This window comes from Salmonella sp. SA15303 (assembly GCF_029962125.1).
GTDB classification, from domain to species: domain Bacteria; phylum Pseudomonadota; class Gammaproteobacteria; order Enterobacterales; family Enterobacteriaceae; genus Salmonella; species Salmonella enterica.
On sequence record NZ_CP123924.1, the window covers coordinates 2,113,171 to 2,129,698 of the forward strand.

A 16,528-nucleotide genomic window follows, 5' to 3' on the forward strand; every position below is an offset into this window, starting at 1 on the left:
ATGTCGTTTACCTGTCCGCTTTGCCATCAGCCGCTTACGCAGATTAATAACAGCGTTATATGTCCACAGCGCCATCAGTTTGATGTGGCGAAAGAGGGTTACATCAATCTGCTGCCGGTACAGCATAAACGTTCGCGCGATCCGGGCGACAGCGCCGAAATGATGCAGGCGAGGAGAGCGTTTCTTGATGCAGGCCATTATCAGCCGCTGCGCGATGCCGTGATTAACCTGTTGCGCGAGCGGCTGGATCAGTCGGCCACGGCGATTCTGGATATCGGCTGCGGCGAGGGGTATTACACTCATGCTTTTGCCGAGGCGTTGCCGGGAGTCACCACGTTTGGACTGGACGTTGCTAAAACGGCGATCAAAGCGGCGGCGAAACGCTATTCGCAGGTGAAGTTTTGTGTGGCGTCAAGCCATCGACTGCCCTTTGCCGATGCGTCAATGGATGCGGTGATCAGAATCTACGCCCCGTGTAAGGCGCAGGAATTGGCGCGTGTGGTGAAACCTGGTGGTTGGGTCGTTACCGCCACGCCAGGGCCGCATCATCTGATGGAACTAAAAGGGCTCATTTATGATGAGGTGCGTTTACATGCGCCGTATACCGAGCAGCTCGACGGATTCACATTGCAGCAGAGTACCCGCCTTGCTTATCACATGCAGCTCACCGCCGAAGCGGCTGTAGCACTGTTGCAAATGACGCCATTTGCCTGGCGCGCCAGGCCAGACGTGTGGGAACAACTGGCTGCCAGCGCCGGACTTAGCTGCCAGACGGATTTCAACCTTCATCTCTGGCAGCGTAACCGTTAACCGTGAAAATGCGTCCAGAGGATCTGGACGCCAATTCCTATCAGTACGACCCCGCCGAGAATTTCAGCACGCTTACCCAGCATTGGGCCGATAAAGCGACCGATCATCATCCCTAGGGTGGACATGATAAGCGTGGCGCAACCGATAGCTAATGCGGTAGCGATGATGTTTACCTGCAAAAACGCCAGACCGACGCCAACCGCCATCGCATCGAGGCTGGTCGCGATAGCCGTCGTGACTAATAGCCAAAAGCTGTGACGACGTAACGGTGTTTCATCTTCATCACTACCGCCGCGGATACCTTCGATGATCATGCGTCCGCCCAGAAAGATCAGCAGAACAAAGGCTATCCAGTGGTTCCATTCCAGAACGAATTTAATCGCCAATATCCCCAGCCCCCAGCCGATCAACGGGGTTAGCGTTTCAACCGCGCCAAAGATAAGACCGGTACGCAACGCTTCTGAGAATTTGGGTTTATGTAGGGTGGCGCCTTTGCCAATTGATGCCGCGAAAGCATCCATCGACATGCCGAAAGCGAGAAGAACAGTAGCAGTAAAGTGCATGACAACGTCCTGACCGGGGTATCCATTAAACACATCACTGCCCCCAGCAAACATGCATGTCGCCATTCTGTGACGAAATACACAGCAGTTGATGCGCCTATGGTCTCGCCTGACCAGCGGCGGCTGGTCCGTACGCGCCACGTTTTGCAACGAGTATGTTGACACGTACATTTCCGGAGTCTGGAAATCGGCTACTCCCCAATTGACGGCGCAACATTAACATATTTTTAGAATATAAAACAACAGCGATAAAATATTATTTGTCTTTCAATTGAAAACGATTTTCATTTAGATTTATTCATCAATAAAACGTTAAATTAAATAACAATTGGTCAATAGAAAATATAGCCTTAGCTATATTATGATTCGAAATAAAATTCGAAAAACATAGTTGAGGCTATATCTTAAGCTATTGATTTTCAATAAGAAGTTTATATATTTTTTCCAGATCGTCGATATTGCGTACACGGATAAGCAAGCGTCGTTGTTCTAATTGCATCACCAGTACGCCGTCTTCCGATAAATTCATCTCTTTAATACGGTTATATTCTATCCAGACATTGGCGAAGAAAAAGCCACGTTGTTTAAAGATGATCCGTGGCGTGCGGATCCAGAATATATAAAACCCCATTAACGCCAGCGCGCTTAATAACCATGTGGTCATCTGCGCTCCGTGGCTGGTTACGTTGTTATAAATAAGGATGGCGACCAGCCCAACGAAGATAACGCTGTCTACGCGACCGCGGCGGAGCAGGGCTATAGAAAGCAGAGTGGGGCCATTGCGACGGGGCATGATGAACTGATCGTAGAGAGCGTAAGCCAATAATGCGGCAATAAAGAGAATCAGCACCAGGTCCGTGATAGTCATTTATCCTCCAGAGAAATAAAAAACGGGGCCGTTTGGCCCCGGTAGTGTACAACAGCCTTACTGGCCCAGCAGTCCTACGGAGTAGCCGGCGATACCAATGACGAAGAAGCCCACGATAATCCACAGCGGGTTAACTTTCTTACGCAGCAGCCACATACAGGCAAAGGTCAACAGTAGCGGAACCAGACCCGGCATCAGCTGGTCGAGAATGGTTTGCACGGTGGTAACGCGTGTCTGACCATCCTGACCGGTGATGGTGGAAACCACCAGCGGGATATTCACATGCGTCCACTTGTTAACCAATGCCCCCATGACAAACAGGCCGAGGATTGACGCCCCCTCAGTCAGTTTTTGCAGGAAGCCGCCGCCCATATCTTTAACGATATCGACGCCTTTGCGGTAGCCATAAGCCACGCCATAATAACGGGTCGCCAGACGCACCAGGTTAAACAGGATGAAAAACAGCAGCGGACCAAGCAGGCTGCCGCTCATTGCAATACCTGCGCCCAGCGCCGCGAATACGGGACGGACGGTACCCCAGAAGATAGGGTCGCCGACGCCTGCCAGCGGTCCCATCAGACCGACTTTGATACCGTTGATAGCGCCATCGTCAATCTCTGCACCGTTCGCACGCTTTTCTTCCATTGCCAGGGTCACGCCCAGTACCGGCGCCGCAACGTAAGGATGAGTGTTAAAGAACTCCAGGTGACGTTTAATCGCCTGTTTACGCGCGTCATTATTCTCCGGATACAGGCGACGAATCGCCGGCACCATAGAGAAGCAGAAGCCCAGCGCTTGCATACGTTCGAAGTTCCATGACCCCTGGAACAGGTTAGAACGAAGAAATACGCCGCGAATATCGCTCGGAGTGAGTTTTTTCTCGGTGGTAGTTTTAGTCATATCAACCATTTCGCTCACCTGTTAGTCCAGTTCGTTATCGAGATCGTTATTGCCAGCAGCCGCTGCAGGCGCGCCCGCTACACGGTTGTATTTCGGGCTCAGCTGGATGTAAAGAATAGCCATCACTGCGCCGATGACACCCAGTGCGACCAGGTTGAAGTTTGTGAAAGCCGCGGTGACGAAACCGAGGTAGAAGAACGGCATCAGGTAGCCTGCGCGCATCATATTGATAACCATCGCATAACCAACCACGACGATCATGCCGCCGGCGATGTTCAGACCGCCTGTGACGACTTCAGGAATCGCATTCAGCATTCCCTGTACTTCGCTGGTGCCTACGGAGATGGCAACGATAACCGCCGGGATAGCGATACGCATTGCCTGCAGGAACAGAGAAGAAACGTGCAGCCAGGAGAGCGCCGTCAGGTTGCCGTTTTCAGCCGCCTTGTCCGCCGCGTGCTGGAATGCCACGGTGATGGTACGAACGATAATGGTCAGTACCTGGCCTGCCGCCGCCAGCGGAATCGCCAGCGCGATACCGGCGCCAATGCTTTGATGCCCGGCGATGACCAGAACGGTAGAGATGATGGACGCCAGTGCGGCATCAGGCGCAACGGCAGCACCGATGTTCATCCAGCCCAGAGCGATCATTTCCAGAGTACCGCCGATGATAATACCGGTTTTCATGTCCCCCAGAACGGCGCCGATTAAGGTACAGGCGATCAGCGGACGGTGGAACTGAAATTCATCAAGTACCGACTCCATACCCGCGATACATGCGACGATGAACACCAGCACAATCTGAAGAGTGGTAATCTCCATTGTACTTCTCCTATTGCTATCTTAAGTGTGAAAGCTAATTAAATGCCGGCGGTTATTTCGCCACTTTGGCAATTAAATCCATCATTTTCAGTTTCGGATCGGTGGAAACTTTACGCACCTCAAGCTCGATGCCGCGCTCGTTGAGCTTTTTAAAGGCTTCGATATCCTTTTCATCGACGGAAACGGCGTTGTTCACCTGCGTTTTACCTTGACGATAGGCCATACCGCCAATGTTCACGGAAGTGACTTTCACGCCGCCCTCAACGATGCGCTCGACGTCGGTAGGATTGGTAAACAGAAGCATCACGCGTTCGCCGGCGTATTTCGGGTTATTGTAGACGCGAATCATCTTCGCGACGTCAACCACATGCGCCGTAACGCCCGGCGGCGCAACTTGCGTCAGCAGCGTTTTACGAACGGTATCCGCCGCCACTTCATCGCTCACAACAATAATACGGCTGACATTGGTCTCTTTGGTCCAGCGGGTAGCGACCTGACCGTGAATGAGGCGGTCATCAATACGGGCAAGCCCGATAACCATATAATCATTCGGGCCCATCGGTTTTGCCGGTGCGGCCGCTTTTGGCGCGGCGGCGACTGGCGCTGGCGCGGCTTTTTCTACCGGTTTCGCTTTCAGCGCTTTTACGCCTTCACGACCGGTTTCTACCGCCAGTGCGACCAGCTCGTCAAAGCTCGGATCGTCGTCACGAGCCATAAACGTTTCGACCAGCATCGGGATGTTGACGCCGGCAATAACTTCATAGCGCTCTTTATCGACGACAATGCGGCTGGCAGCATTAAACGGACTGCCTCCCCATGTATCAACGAGAAATAGCACGCCTTTACTGGTATCGAGTTTAGCCAACTGAGCGTTGTACTTTTCGATCAGCGTTTCGGCATTTTCGCCTGGAACGAAATCGATCCAGCCGACGTTTTCCTGCTCGCCTAACAGCATTTCGGCTGTTTTAAGTAACTGCTCTGCAGCCCAACCATGTGTGCCTATAACAATAGCAATGGTCACTTGCTACCTCCTTTATTATTGTCAACACATCAACTTGACAGATGTATTTTTTGAATCGCCGTCCGCAAGCGAATCGATTCAGATGAGGGTTACAACGAAAAACGCATGATTTTCGTGAATTATTTTAGATATCGAAAAAAATATTTTGTGTGATGGAGATCCGTAATTTTGTTTTCGATAATGAGAAATTTCGAAGTGTAAAATATCCTGGTTACATCTCTTTGCAAAGGAAGGTAAATCTTTGCCAAAAACCAGTTGTCTCTGTTATGTTTAGCTTCCGTTTAATTAGAATGGGGTATAGGGCAGCAGCCCGTTGTATGGATCGTCACCGACGTCATTTCACTCTTTGGCCGTTTTGCGCCTGTCAATCTGGCATATCTTGCCATAGCCTTACTTTGTTTATTGCGTTACCGCCTGCATCCTTTGAGATGTTGTGGGCGCCGTTTAGTCATTCCTTAAGCAGGAGCTTGTCATGGAATTATTAATGGATCCCTCAATTTGGGTGGGTTTACTCACGCTCGTCGTCCTGGAAATTGTTCTGGGTATCGATAACCTGGTCTTTATCGCGATCCTCGCCGATAAATTGCCGCCAAAGCAGCGTGACAAAGCGCGTCTTATCGGGCTCTCGCTGGCGCTGATTATGCGTCTGGCGCTGCTGTCCATTATTTCGTGGCTGGTGACCTTAACAAAGCCGCTCTTTACCGTCTGGGATTTTACCTTCTCCGGCCGCGATTTAATTATGCTGCTGGGCGGTATATTCCTGCTGTTTAAAGCGACCACCGAGCTGCATGAACGTCTGGAAAACCGCGAGCATGACACCGGACACGGTAAAGGCTATGCGAGCTTCTGGGTGGTAGTCACGCAGATTGTCATCCTGGATGCGGTCTTCTCGCTGGACGCCGTGATTACGGCGGTAGGTATGGTAAACCATCTGCCGGTTATGATGGCGGCGGTGGTGATTGCGATGGCGGTGATGCTACTGGCGTCAAAACCGCTGACCCGTTTTGTCAACCAGCATCCGACGGTGGTGGTGCTCTGTCTGAGTTTCCTGCTGATGATCGGCTTGAGCCTGGTGGCGGAAGGGTTTGGTTTCCATATTCCGAAAGGCTACCTGTACGCGGCAATTGGTTTCTCGATCGTTATCGAGGTGTTTAACCAGATTGCGCGCCGCAACTTTATTCGTCATCAGTCCACGTTGCCGCTGCGCGCGCGTACTGCGGACGCTATCCTGCGTCTGATGGGCGGTAAACGCCAGGCGAGTACGCAACATGAAACGGATAGCCCGGCCGCGATATCGGTGTCGGAAGGCGCCTTCGCCGAAGAAGAACGCTACATGATTAACGGCGTACTGACTCTGGCGTCGCGCTCCCTGCGCGGCATTATGACGCCGCGAGGCGAAATTAGTTGGGTGGATGCGAATCTCAGCGTAGCTGAAATCCGTCAGCAGTTACTCTCTTCTCCGCATAGCCTGTTCCCGGTATGTCGGGGCGAGCTGGATGAAATTATCGGTATCGTTCGCGCGAAAGAGTTGCTGGTGGCGCTGGAAGAGGGCGCGGATGTTGCGGCTATCGCCGCGTCTTCCCCGGCGATAGTGGTGCCGGAAACGCTTGATCCTATCAATCTGTTAGGCGTTTTGCGCCGCGCGCGCGGCAGTTTCGTTATCGTCACTAACGAGTTCGGCGTGGTGCAGGGGCTGGTTACGCCGCTGGATGTGCTGGAAGCGATTGCCGGTGAGTTCCCGGATGCCGATGAAACGCCGGAAATCGTTGCCGATGCCGAGGGCTGGATAGTGAAGGGTGGCACCGATCTCCATGCGCTACAGCAGGCGCTGGAAGTTGACCATCTGGTGAACGAAGAGGGCGATATTGCGACGGTCGCGGGGTTAGTGATCGCCGCTAATGGCCATATTCCTCGTGTAGGCGATGTCATTGATGTTCCGCCCCTGCGGATCACCATTGTCGAGGCCAACGACTATCGTGTCGATCTGGTTCGAATTGTTAAAGAACAGCCTGCCCACGACGAAGAGGAATAACGTCACACGCAGGAATCAAGTCTATAGATGCGGCATCGCGGACATAATCTGTCCGTTATGCCGGGCGGGCGGCGGCGCGCTGCCCGCCAGCCACTGTGGAAATTCGCTAATGGGCATCGGCTTCGCATAGAGATAGCCCTGTAACATTTGCACGCCATGCTGGCGCAAATGCTGTGCCTGCGTCTGGTTTTCGACCCCTTCCGCCACCAGTTCAATATTCAGTCTTTGCCCCAGCGCGATAATAATATCGGTCACCGTTGAATTGACCGCATCGGTACCGATGGCGGCGGTGAAGGATTTATCGATTTTCAAAATATCCGGCCGCAGTTTTTCCAGCCAGGAGAGCGAGCTGTTTCCTGTGCCAAAATCATCGATGGCTAACTTCACGCCTTTACGATGCAGCTCGCGCATCAGGCGGTAATCAACGTCAAGCAACGCGTCGCGTTCCGTGAGCTCCAGCACCAGTTGCTGAACAGGTTCCGCACTAAACCAGTACTGATTAAGATCTTTGAGAAGCACGCCGTGTCGGAAATGGCTTGCCGCTACATTGATGCCGATATGAAACTGATGGTTGATGGGGAAGTAGTGCCGCTGCCGAATGGTTTCCGCAATCACATAGCGGGTCAGCGGCGCTATCAGGTTATGTTCCTCGGCGATAGGAATAAAAACATCCGGTGAGATCCAGCCCTGGCGCGGGTTGTTCCAGCGTAACAGGATCTCAACGCCGGTACACTGCTGCGTGCGGGCATTAAGCAACGGCTGACAAAATAGCTCAAACTCCCGTTCGGCAAGGGCCAGATTAATTTCCCAGGAAAAGCTCATTCTGCTGGCCGTTGCCAGCCAGGCGATATAACCGATCAACAGGCTAAGCAATACGGCCAGCGGTAACTGCGTCGGGAGATGTTTGAACGCCAGTACGCCTGCCGACGGCCCGCTGACGCTGATAGTAAAAGGGAAATGTCGCGATGAAAGCTGGTAACGCTCTTCATCTTTTTTTAATTCCGGAAGAGTATCGACCACGCCCCGACCATATAACAGGTGTCGTTTGCCGACCGTCAGGCTGGCGCTGGTAATTTGCGGCTGCTGCGGCTCAAGTAGCATAGTCGTCAGCAAGTCAATATTCACAATTTCCATCACGCCATCCTGGCCATCGGCAGAGGCGGGATACCACTGAATGAGGATCGGGCTTCCCTTGAGTAACGATTGGTCTGTGGAAAGTAGCAGCAGATCGCCGACTGCGGGAAGATCGGGCTGAAGCTGGCGTATGGGAGTATTACGGGCGCCAAAAATGCTTGAGCAATAGAGAATTCCCTCTTTTACCAGCCCGATAGAACGAATGGTTTGTAGGCGGGCGGCTTGCTTACGCAACGGCAAATGCGCGGTCGCGCACGGAAGCTCAAGCAAGGGGAGCAGTATGTTTCGTCCGACCAGGAGAGGATGCAGCACATTATCCAGCGCATCAACGGCATGATTCGCGAATGCAACCGTGCGATGGTGATTTAAGTTCCGCTCCGAAATAAATCGGATGCTCAGCGTAAGAATGAGCGTGACCAGTGCACAAATCGTGCAAACAATGAAACGATTACGGCGATAATGATTGATGATCCGTTGTGCTGTTTGCATGCGGGCCGCCCAATAAGCGTTGGCGACAAAAGCCAACCGCGACACAGCAAGTGTAGTGGGGAAACGTGGAGTCGACGAGGAAGAGATAAAAATTTCGCCCATCCGTAGCAGATGGGCGAAGGGAGGGGAAACGGCGTTTAATCACACTGGACTTTAATAGCCAACCCGCCGCGCGACGTTTCGCGGTATTTTGCGTTCATGTCTTTTCCGGTCTCGTACATCGTTTCGATGACTTTATCCAACGAGACGCGCGGCGCGCTGGTTCGACGCATGGCCATACGCGCAGCGTTGATCGCTTTAACCGAAGCAATGGCGTTACGCTCGATACACGGCACCTGCACCTGACCGGCAACCGGGTCGCAGGTCAGCCCCAGGTTATGCTCCATGCCGATTTCAGCGGCAACGCAAACCTGCTCCGGGCTGGCGCCCAACAGTTCAGCAAGGCCTGCCGCCGCCATCGAACAGGCGACCCCGACTTCGCCCTGACAGCCGACTTCCGCGCCGGAAATAGACGCGTTCATCTTATACAGCGCGCCAATAGCGCCTGCCGCCAGGAAGTAGCGGGTGTAAATATCCGGGCTGACTGATTCAATAAAATGGTCGTAGTAAGCCAGTACCGCAGGAACGATACCGCACGCGCCGTTGGTTGGCGCCGTCACGACGCGGCCGCCTGCGGCGTTCTCTTCGTTCACCGCCAGAGCAAACATGTTCACCCAGTCAATGACGTTCATCGGATCGCTGGAAAGCTTATCGCTGGAAACCAGCATACGACGCAGCGCAGAGGCGCGACGCGGTACGCGCAGCGGCCCCGGCAGCACGCCTTCGGTATTCATACCACGATCAATACAGGCCTGCATGGTCTGCCAGACGTGACCGAAATACTCTTCAATCTCTTTCTTGCTATGCAGCGCCAGTTCGTTTTGCATCACCATGCCGGAGAGTGAAAGGCCGGTACTGTTGCAATACTCCAGCATTTCTTTCGCCGATTTAAACGGATAAGGTACAGTAACCTCATTCGTCGCTTCCTGGCCGAAATGCTCTTCATCAACGATAAAGCCGCCGCCGATGGAATAGTACGTCTTGCTATAAATGACCGTGTCGTCATGCCAGGCGTGGATCTGCATCCCGTTTTCATGCAGCGGCAAATTGCCGTTGTGAAAACGCATTCCGTCATCTTTCGGGAAGTCGACTTCGTGACGTCCCTGGGCCAGTAACAGACGCTCGCGCGTTTCGACGTCGCGAATAAAACCGGGGATACTATCAATATCCACGGTAGCGGGTTCATTACCCGCCAGACCCATAATAATGGCGATATCGGTATGGTGACCTTTCCCCGTCAGCGACAGCGAGCCGTAGACATCGACAGCGACGCGGGTAACGTTATCCAGTAATCCTTTTTCGACCAGGTCATCGACGAACTGTTTACCGGCCTTCATCGGGCCAACAGTGTGGGAAGAGGAGGGACCAATCCCTACCTTAAACATGTCGAATAGGCTAATCACGATAATACTCCTGACAGGGCAACCGGGGCTTCCGGTTACGATGTTATAACTGCGCATAGTGTAAGAGGGAACGCTGGCATCAGCTTAACTATTCACATGAATTAAACTAATGAATAACCGCGTTTTTACTAATATTGCGACAGTAATCTCAAGTCGTGTCTTACGCGCGTAAAGTTAAGTATATACACGTTGCCCTTCAGGCTGCCTCTTTGGGGGAGGCGATTGTTACCGCCTTGAGGCAACGTGAATGGCGTTGTGTACAGTCAGGGCTTTACGCCAATTTGCAGCGCCAGCTCACGAAGAATGTTTGCGGTCATGCCCCAGACGAAATAATGCTCATACCAGGAGAGCCATACGCGGTGCGAATTGCCGCGACGGTAAACATCAAGCGGATGATATCGCCCCAGTTGCAACGCTTGCGCCAGCGGCATTTCAAACACCGCAGACACTTCGTCTTCACTGGCGCGCCAGGGGAGATTTGGCGGAATAATGCCGACCACCGGGGTGACCTGAAAACCGGTCACGCTGTCTACCGGCGGTAAAACGCCAATCACTTCCACGGCTTGCGGCGGGATGGCGACTTCCTCCTGCGCTTCGCGAAGCGCTGCGGCGATAAGCGAAGCATCGGTACTGTCCACGGCCCCGCCGGGAAAGGCGACCTGTCCGGCGTGTTTGCGCAAATGAATAGCCCGCTGGGTCAACAGCAGCCCCGGCTGGGGGCGGCGAACCACAGGGATCAGTACGGCGGCCTGACGTTGATTTAACGTTTCATGAGTCATCTGCGGGCGCAAAAGCTGAAAGCGCGATAAGAAATGATCGAGCGTCAGACGGCTGGTATCCACGTATTAGTTCTCCAGTGGGTGCAGGATACGATTAACTTTATCAAAAGTTTCCTGATATTCCGCTTCTTCGTTGCTATCGGCCACGATACCGCCGCCGGCTGAGCAATAGAGTTGGCCCTGCGTTGCCGTGACGGTGCGGATAGTAATACTGGTATCCATCTTGCCGCAGAAACTCAGATAACCGATGCTACCGCACCAGGCGTTGCGTCGCTGCGGCTCCAGTTCGTCGATAATTTCCATTGCCCGCACTTTAGGCGCGCCGGTAATGGAGCCGCCGGGGAAAGCCGCGCGCAGCAGGTCGGTAGCATGAAGCGAGTCCGGTAAACGGGCGGTAATGGTGCTAACCAGATGGTGAACGGCAGGAAATGGTTCGACGACGAACAGTTCCGGCACTTTCACCGAACCTGGTACGGCGACCCGGCCAATATCGTTACGCATCAAATCGACAATCATCAAATTTTCAGCGCGATCTTTCATTGAATTAGCCAGTTTCTGCGCCTGCTGACGATCCGCCTGCGGATCGTTAAGCCGTGGAAGCGTACCTTTGATCGGGCGCGTCTGGATATGACCATTCTCCAGTTGGATAAAACGCTCGGGAGAAAGGCTCAATATGGCGCCGTCATGTAAACGAAGAAAGGCGCTGAACGGGGCGCGATTGGCGCGGTTAAGGCGTTCGAAAGCCTGCCATTCATCACCCTCGTAGCTCGCCTGAAAACGCTGGGAAAGATTGACCTGATAGCAGTCCCCGCTGTGCAGCCAGGCCTGCACCTGACGAAACTTCTCGCCATACTCGCAACGCGTCATATTGGATTGCCAGGCTGAGGTAAGCCTGAAGGGCGTGCGGGTCGGCGCGCGCTGGCTGGTGAGCCAGCGATATCGGGCGTCTGCATCGTGATAGCTTATCAGCGACACCACCTGTTTTTGGTGATCGACAATCAGCGCCCAGTCGTAAAGGCCAATCGCCATATCGGGTAAAGCGATATCGCGCGCGGCAGTATCGGGCAAAATTTCGAAACGCCGCCCTAAATCATAACCAAACAGACCCAGCGCGCCGCCCTGAAAGGGTAAGTCAGGGTCAGGCTGAGGATGAAAAGGCAGCGCCTCCAGTTGAGTCTGCAAAACGTGTAACGGATCGTCGAGAGTGACGGTAGTCGTGCGCGCAGTACATACCGTGGTTTCCTGCGCGCGCGTGGTCAGTGTGGTGACAGGATCGGCGACCAGAATATCAAAACGGTTATAGGGATGAATAGCATCACCTGAATGCAGCAGCATCGCCCAGGGCAAATGGTTTACGGGCGCAAAATAGTGTTCAGCGGCGTCCGGACGCCAGGGTAAGGTGATAACAGTGGGAGATAACGTCTTCATCATTCCTGACTCGTTACAACACTACTGGCTTACCGCCGGGTAGCGTGAAATAATTAGCGCTAACAATTTAGCAGGAGTTAATCATGTTTGCAGGTTTACCTTCACTCAGTCATGAACAACAGCAAAAAGCCGTAGAACGTATCCAGGAATTGATGTCGCAAGGTATGAGTAGCGGAGAAGCGATTGCCCAGGTGGCGGGCGAACTTCGCGCCAACCATACCGGCGAACGGATAGTGGCGCGTTTTGAGGATGAAGACGAATAACCGGCTTATACCGCCGCGACAATCTTAATCTCAACTTTATATTTCGGGTTCATCAACCCGGCCTGTACGGTACAGCGTACCGGCGCATGGCCTGCGACGACCCACGCATCCCACGCCTTATTCATGGCGGCAAAATCCGCTTTATCGCTCAGAAAAATAGTGGCATCCAGAATACGTGACTTACTGGAGCCCTGTTTTTCCAGCACCGCATCAATTTGCGCCAGAGTATTCGCCGTTTGCTCAAAAGCATCGGCGTCCAGGTTTTCCGGCACGCCGGTATACCACAGCGTATTATTGTAGATCACCACGTCTGACCAACGATCTTCGGCATCAATACGCACGATAGACATTACTTATTCCTCATTTGCTTTTCATTTGAATGGTTCAAGACTGCCACAATGTGGCGCCGCCGTCACCTCTGTAACTGGCGTAAGCCTTTCTACCCTGACATAATCCCTGTGCAAATTAACAGGGGGCAGTGTGACGGACGATTTTGCAGCAGATGGCCAACTGGCCAAAGCGATAACCGGCTTTAAACCGCGCGAACCACAGCGACAAATGGCGGTTGCCGTAACACAAGCGATTGAAAATGCGCAGCCTCTGGTTGTTGAAGCCGGCACCGGAACCGGGAAGACCTATGCTTACCTCGCTCCGGCGTTGCGCGCCGGGAAAAAAGTCATTATTTCGACCGGGTCGAAAGCGTTGCAGGATCAACTCTACAGCCGCGATCTGCCGACGGTAGCAAAAGCGTTGGCGTTTACCGGTAAGACGGCCCTGTTGAAAGGACGTTCAAACTACCTCTGCCTGGAGCGGCTGGAACAACAAGCGCTGGCGGGCGGCGATTTACCGGTACAAACGTTAAGCGACGTGATATTGCTGCGCTCCTGGTCAAATCAGACGCGGGATGGCGATATCAGCACCTGCGTCAGCGTGGCGGAGGATTCCCAGGCCTGGCCGTTGGTCACCAGTACCAACGACAACTGCCTTGGCAGCGATTGCCCGCTCTACAAAGAGTGCTTTGTGGTGAAAGCGCGTAAAAAGGCGATGGACGCGGATGTGGTGATTGTAAACCACCACCTATTTCTTGCGGATATGGTGGTTAAAGAGAGCGGGTTTGGCGAACTTATCCCTCAGGCTGAAGTAATGATCTTCGATGAAGCCCACCAACTGCCTGACATCGCCAGCCAGTATTTCGGACAATCGCTCTCCAGCCGTCAGTTGCTGGATTTAGCAAAAGACATCACCATCGCCTACCGGACGGAACTGAAAGACACTCAACAGTTGCAAAAATGCGCCGATCGCCTTGCCCAGAGCGCCCAGGATTTTCGTCTGCAACTGGGGGAGCCCGGCTACCGGGGAAATTTGCGTGAACTGTTAGCCGACTCACGTATCCAACGGGCATTTTTACTGCTGGATGATACGCTGGAGCTTTGTTACGACGTGGCGAAGCTGTCGCTGGGCCGTTCGGCGCTGCTGGATGCGGCTTTTGAACGCGCCACGCTATACCGTTCACGGCTGAAACGCTTAAAAGAGATCAATCAGCCGGGATACAGCTACTGGTATGAGTGCACCTCGCGCCATTTCACCCTGGCGCTGACGCCGCTCACCGTGGCGGACAAATTCAAAGAGGTGATGGAACAGAAGCCCGGTAGCTGGATTTTTACCTCAGCCACGTTGTCGGTAAATGATGATCTTCACCACTTTACCGCCCGTCTTGGAATTGAACAGGCAGAATCCATGCTACTGCCCAGCCCATTCGACTATACGCGCCAGGCGTTACTCTGCGTACCGCGTAACCTACCGCAAACCAACCAGCCCGGCGCGGCGCGACAGTTGGCGGCTATGCTCAGGCCGATTATCGAAGCCAATAACGGGCGATGTTTTATGCTGTGCACCTCACACGCCATGATGCGCGATTTGGCGGAGCAGTTTCGCGCCACCATGACGCTGCCGGTATTGTTGCAAGGGGAAACCAGTAAAGGCCAACTGTTACAGCAATTTGTTAGCGCCGGCAACGCGCTGCTCGTCGCCACCAGCAGCTTCTGGGAAGGGGTGGACGTGCGCGGCGATACGTTATCGTTGGTGATTATCGACAAATTGCCGTTTACCTCCCCGGACGACCCGCTGTTAAAAGCGCGAATGGAAGACTGTCGTTTGCGCGGTGGCGATCCGTTTGATGAGGTTCAACTGCCCGACGCGGTGATTACGCTGAAGCAGGGGGTGGGGCGGCTGATTCGCGATGCGGACGATCGCGGGGTGTTAGTGATTTGTGATAACCGGCTGGTGATGCGGCCCTATGGCGCCACGTTTCTCGCCAGCCTGCCTCCTGCGCCGCGCACGCGTGATATCGCCCGTGCCGTTCGCTTTCTTGCGATTCCATCCGCCGAGTAATTTGTTACGGAGTATGGTAAGATGCGCGCTATTTTATTGATCTAAGCACGAAACCTCATGCGAATTCTGGCTATCGATACCGCCACAGAGGCCTGTTCTGTCGCCCTGTGGAACAACGGTACTATCAATGCTCACTTTGAGCTTTGTCCACGAGAACACACTCAACGTATCCTGCCCATGGTGCAGGAGATTCTGGCCGCCAGCGGCGCCTCGCTCAATGAGATAGATGCGCTGGCGTTTGGGCGCGGTCCGGGCAGCTTTACCGGCGTGCGTATCGGCATTGGTATTGCGCAAGGGCTGGCGTTAGGGGCAAATCTGCCGATGATCGGTGTTTCAACGCTTGCCACGATGGCGCAGGGTGCATGGCGTAAAACCGGCGCGACCCGCGTACTCGCCGCGATTGATGCGCGGATGGGCGAAGTGTACTGGGCGGAATACCAGCGTGATGCGCAGGGCGTCTGGCAGGGCGAAGAGACGGAAGCGGTGCTGAAACCGGAACGGGTCGGCGAGCGGTTGAAACAGCTTTCCGGCGAGTGGGCGACCGTAGGAACGGGTTGGTCCGCGTGGCCCGATCTGGCGAAGGAATGCGGCCTGACGCTTCATGATGGGGAGGTGTCGCTCCCGGCAGCGGAAGATATGTTGCCCATCGCCAGTCAAAAGCTGGCGGCAGGAGAGACCGTTGCCGTGGAACATGCCGAGCCGGTTTATTTGCGTAACGAAGTGGCGTGGAAGAAACTTCCCGGCAAAGAATGACTCTCACTACTATTACCCCCCATACTTTATGCTGTGGGGTGGAATAGAGGTCGAGAAAAAGGAGTCGCATCATGGCGGTTCAAAAACGGTTAATAAAAGGGGCGCTGGCGTGCGCTTTTGCGCTTATGCTGAGCGGTTGCGTGACTATCCCGGATGCCATTAAAGGTTCGAGTCCGACGCCGCAGCAGGATTTGGTGCGGGTGATGAATGCGCCGCAGCTCTATATCGGGCAAGAGGCGCGTTTTGGCGGCAAAGTTGTGGCGGTGCAAAATCAGCAGGGAAAAACCCGGCTTGAAATCGCGACCGTACCGCTTGATAGCGGCGCGCGTCCTGTTCTGGGCGAAGCCTCGCGCGGCAGAATTTTTGCCGATGTGAACGGTTTTCTGGACCCGGTGGACTTCCGTGGCCAGTTAGTTACCGTTGTCGGCCCGATAACCGGCACGGTTGACGGTAAAATCGGCAATACGCCGTATAAATTTATGCTGATGCAGGCTACCGGCTATAAACGCTGGCATCTTGTTCAGCAGGTCGTCATGCCTCCACAGCCGATCGATCCGTGGTTTTACGGCGGACGCGCCTGGCCTTATGGCTATGGCGGTTGGGGATGGTATAACCCTGGACCCGCGGAGGTTCAGACGATAGTAACAGAGTAACTCTTTGTTTTATCAATAAAAGAAACAGCGGCTGGTCCGCTGTTTCTGCATTCATAGAGACATAATAAAAATAAATAGTGACGCGCTTCGCAACCTTTCAGTTGCGTAATTAATAAACTG

17 protein-coding genes are annotated in these 16,528 nt (G+C 53.7%); 7 read left to right on the plus strand and 10 right to left on the minus strand.

The features are described from left to right. Nucleotides 1–810, plus strand: coding sequence for a 23S rRNA (guanine(745)-N(1))-methyltransferase (gene rlmA / locus QEN31_RS10330; protein WP_000010923.1), 810 nt, complete (start codon nt 1–3; stop codon nt 808–810). On the opposite strand, the gene mntP is transcribed toward rlmA, so the two are convergent. The 5 genes from mntP to manX all read right to left on the minus strand — a co-directional run bounded on the left by mntP (nt 807) and on the right by manX (nt 4,984). Continuing rightward, entirely contained in the window at nt 807–1,373 is a 567-nt protein-coding gene (mntP, locus tag QEN31_RS10335) for a manganese efflux pump MntP (RefSeq protein ID WP_152031901.1), read from the minus strand. The genes rlmA and mntP overlap by 4 nt on opposite strands. A 409-nt stretch (nt 1,374–1,782) precedes the next feature. Further along, nucleotides 1,783–2,241, minus strand: a complete 459-nt coding sequence (locus tag QEN31_RS10340) for a DUF986 family protein (RefSeq protein WP_000156280.1) — start codon at nt 2,239–2,241, stop codon at nt 1,783–1,785. A 57-nt stretch (nt 2,242–2,298) separates the two neighbouring features. Continuing rightward, complete coding sequence (locus tag QEN31_RS10345) at nt 2,299–3,150, minus strand: PTS mannose transporter subunit IID (RefSeq protein ID WP_001518647.1); 852 nt, start codon at nt 3,148–3,150, stop codon at nt 2,299–2,301. Between the two features lie 12 nt (nt 3,151–3,162). After that, nucleotides 3,163–3,963: a PTS mannose transporter subunit IIC gene (manY, locus tag QEN31_RS10350; protein ID WP_000406918.1), complete on the minus strand. Its 801-nt coding sequence runs from the start codon at nt 3,961–3,963 to the stop codon at nt 3,163–3,165. A 52-nt stretch (nt 3,964–4,015) separates the two neighbouring features. Then, nucleotides 4,016–4,984 (minus strand): PTS mannose transporter subunit IIAB, encoded by a 969-nt coding sequence (manX, locus tag QEN31_RS10355; RefSeq protein ID WP_000150521.1) that lies wholly within the window; start codon nt 4,982–4,984, stop codon nt 4,016–4,018. Between the two features lie 317 nt (nt 4,985–5,301). Between manX and QEN31_RS25395 the strand changes: the two genes are divergently transcribed. Next, complete coding sequence (locus QEN31_RS25395) at nt 5,302–5,469, plus strand: protein YoaL (RefSeq protein WP_370739650.1); 168 nt, start codon at nt 5,302–5,304, stop codon at nt 5,467–5,469. Then, a complete protein-coding gene (gene yoaE / locus QEN31_RS10360; protein ID WP_000421815.1) occupies nt 5,457–7,016 on the plus strand; it encodes a CNNM family cation transport protein YoaE in 1,560 nt (519 codons plus the stop codon). The genes QEN31_RS25395 and yoaE overlap by 13 nt, the downstream gene beginning before the upstream one ends. A gap of 21 nt (nt 7,017–7,037) precedes the next feature. On the opposite strand, the gene QEN31_RS10365 is transcribed toward yoaE, so the two are convergent. The 4 genes from QEN31_RS10365 to pabB all read right to left on the minus strand — a co-directional run bounded on the left by QEN31_RS10365 (nt 7,038) and on the right by pabB (nt 12,351). Next, nucleotides 7,038–8,639 (minus strand): EAL domain-containing protein, encoded by a 1,602-nt coding sequence (locus QEN31_RS10365; RefSeq protein WP_001192525.1) that lies wholly within the window; start codon nt 8,637–8,639, stop codon nt 7,038–7,040. Nucleotides 8,640–8,776: 137 nt separating this feature from the next. Continuing rightward, a complete protein-coding gene (sdaA, locus tag QEN31_RS10370) occupies nt 8,777–10,141 on the minus strand; it encodes an L-serine ammonia-lyase (protein ID WP_000624277.1) in 1,365 nt (454 codons plus the stop codon). Nucleotides 10,142–10,404: 263 nt separating this feature from the next. Further along, complete coding sequence (locus QEN31_RS10375) at nt 10,405–10,983, minus strand: CoA pyrophosphatase (RefSeq protein WP_000381544.1); 579 nt, start codon at nt 10,981–10,983, stop codon at nt 10,405–10,407. Between the two features lie 3 nt (nt 10,984–10,986). Beyond that, entirely contained in the window at nt 10,987–12,351 is a 1,365-nt protein-coding gene (pabB, locus tag QEN31_RS10380; protein WP_000978464.1) for an aminodeoxychorismate synthase component 1, read from the minus strand. 80 nt (nt 12,352–12,431) lie between these two features. Here pabB and QEN31_RS10385 point away from each other — a divergent pair, with 80 nt between their 5' ends. Beyond that, nucleotides 12,432–12,611 (plus strand): YoaH family protein, encoded by a 180-nt coding sequence (locus tag QEN31_RS10385; protein WP_000457328.1) that lies wholly within the window; start codon nt 12,432–12,434, stop codon nt 12,609–12,611. A gap of 5 nt (nt 12,612–12,616) precedes the next feature. Here the strand turns inward: QEN31_RS10385 and QEN31_RS10390 are convergent, their stop codons facing one another. Beyond that, nucleotides 12,617–12,961, minus strand: coding sequence for a RidA family protein (locus QEN31_RS10390; RefSeq protein WP_000029550.1), 345 nt, complete (start codon nt 12,959–12,961; stop codon nt 12,617–12,619). Nucleotides 12,962–13,091: 130 nt separating this feature from the next. Between QEN31_RS10390 and QEN31_RS10395 the strand changes: the two genes are divergently transcribed. The 3 genes from QEN31_RS10395 (at nt 13,092) to QEN31_RS10405 (ending at nt 16,408) form a co-directional block, all read left to right on the plus strand. Then, entirely contained in the window at nt 13,092–15,002 is a 1,911-nt protein-coding gene (locus tag QEN31_RS10395; RefSeq protein WP_000128807.1) for an ATP-dependent DNA helicase, read from the plus strand. A 57-nt stretch (nt 15,003–15,059) separates the two neighbouring features. After that, nucleotides 15,060–15,755, plus strand: coding sequence for a tRNA (adenosine(37)-N6)-threonylcarbamoyltransferase complex dimerization subunit type 1 TsaB (gene tsaB / locus QEN31_RS10400; RefSeq protein WP_001221014.1), 696 nt, complete (start codon nt 15,060–15,062; stop codon nt 15,753–15,755). A 71-nt stretch (nt 15,756–15,826) separates the two neighbouring features. Then, nucleotides 15,827–16,408, plus strand: coding sequence for a Slp family lipoprotein (locus QEN31_RS10405; protein ID WP_000290594.1), 582 nt, complete (start codon nt 15,827–15,829; stop codon nt 16,406–16,408). The last annotated feature ends 120 nt before the right edge of the window (nt 16,409–16,528 follow it).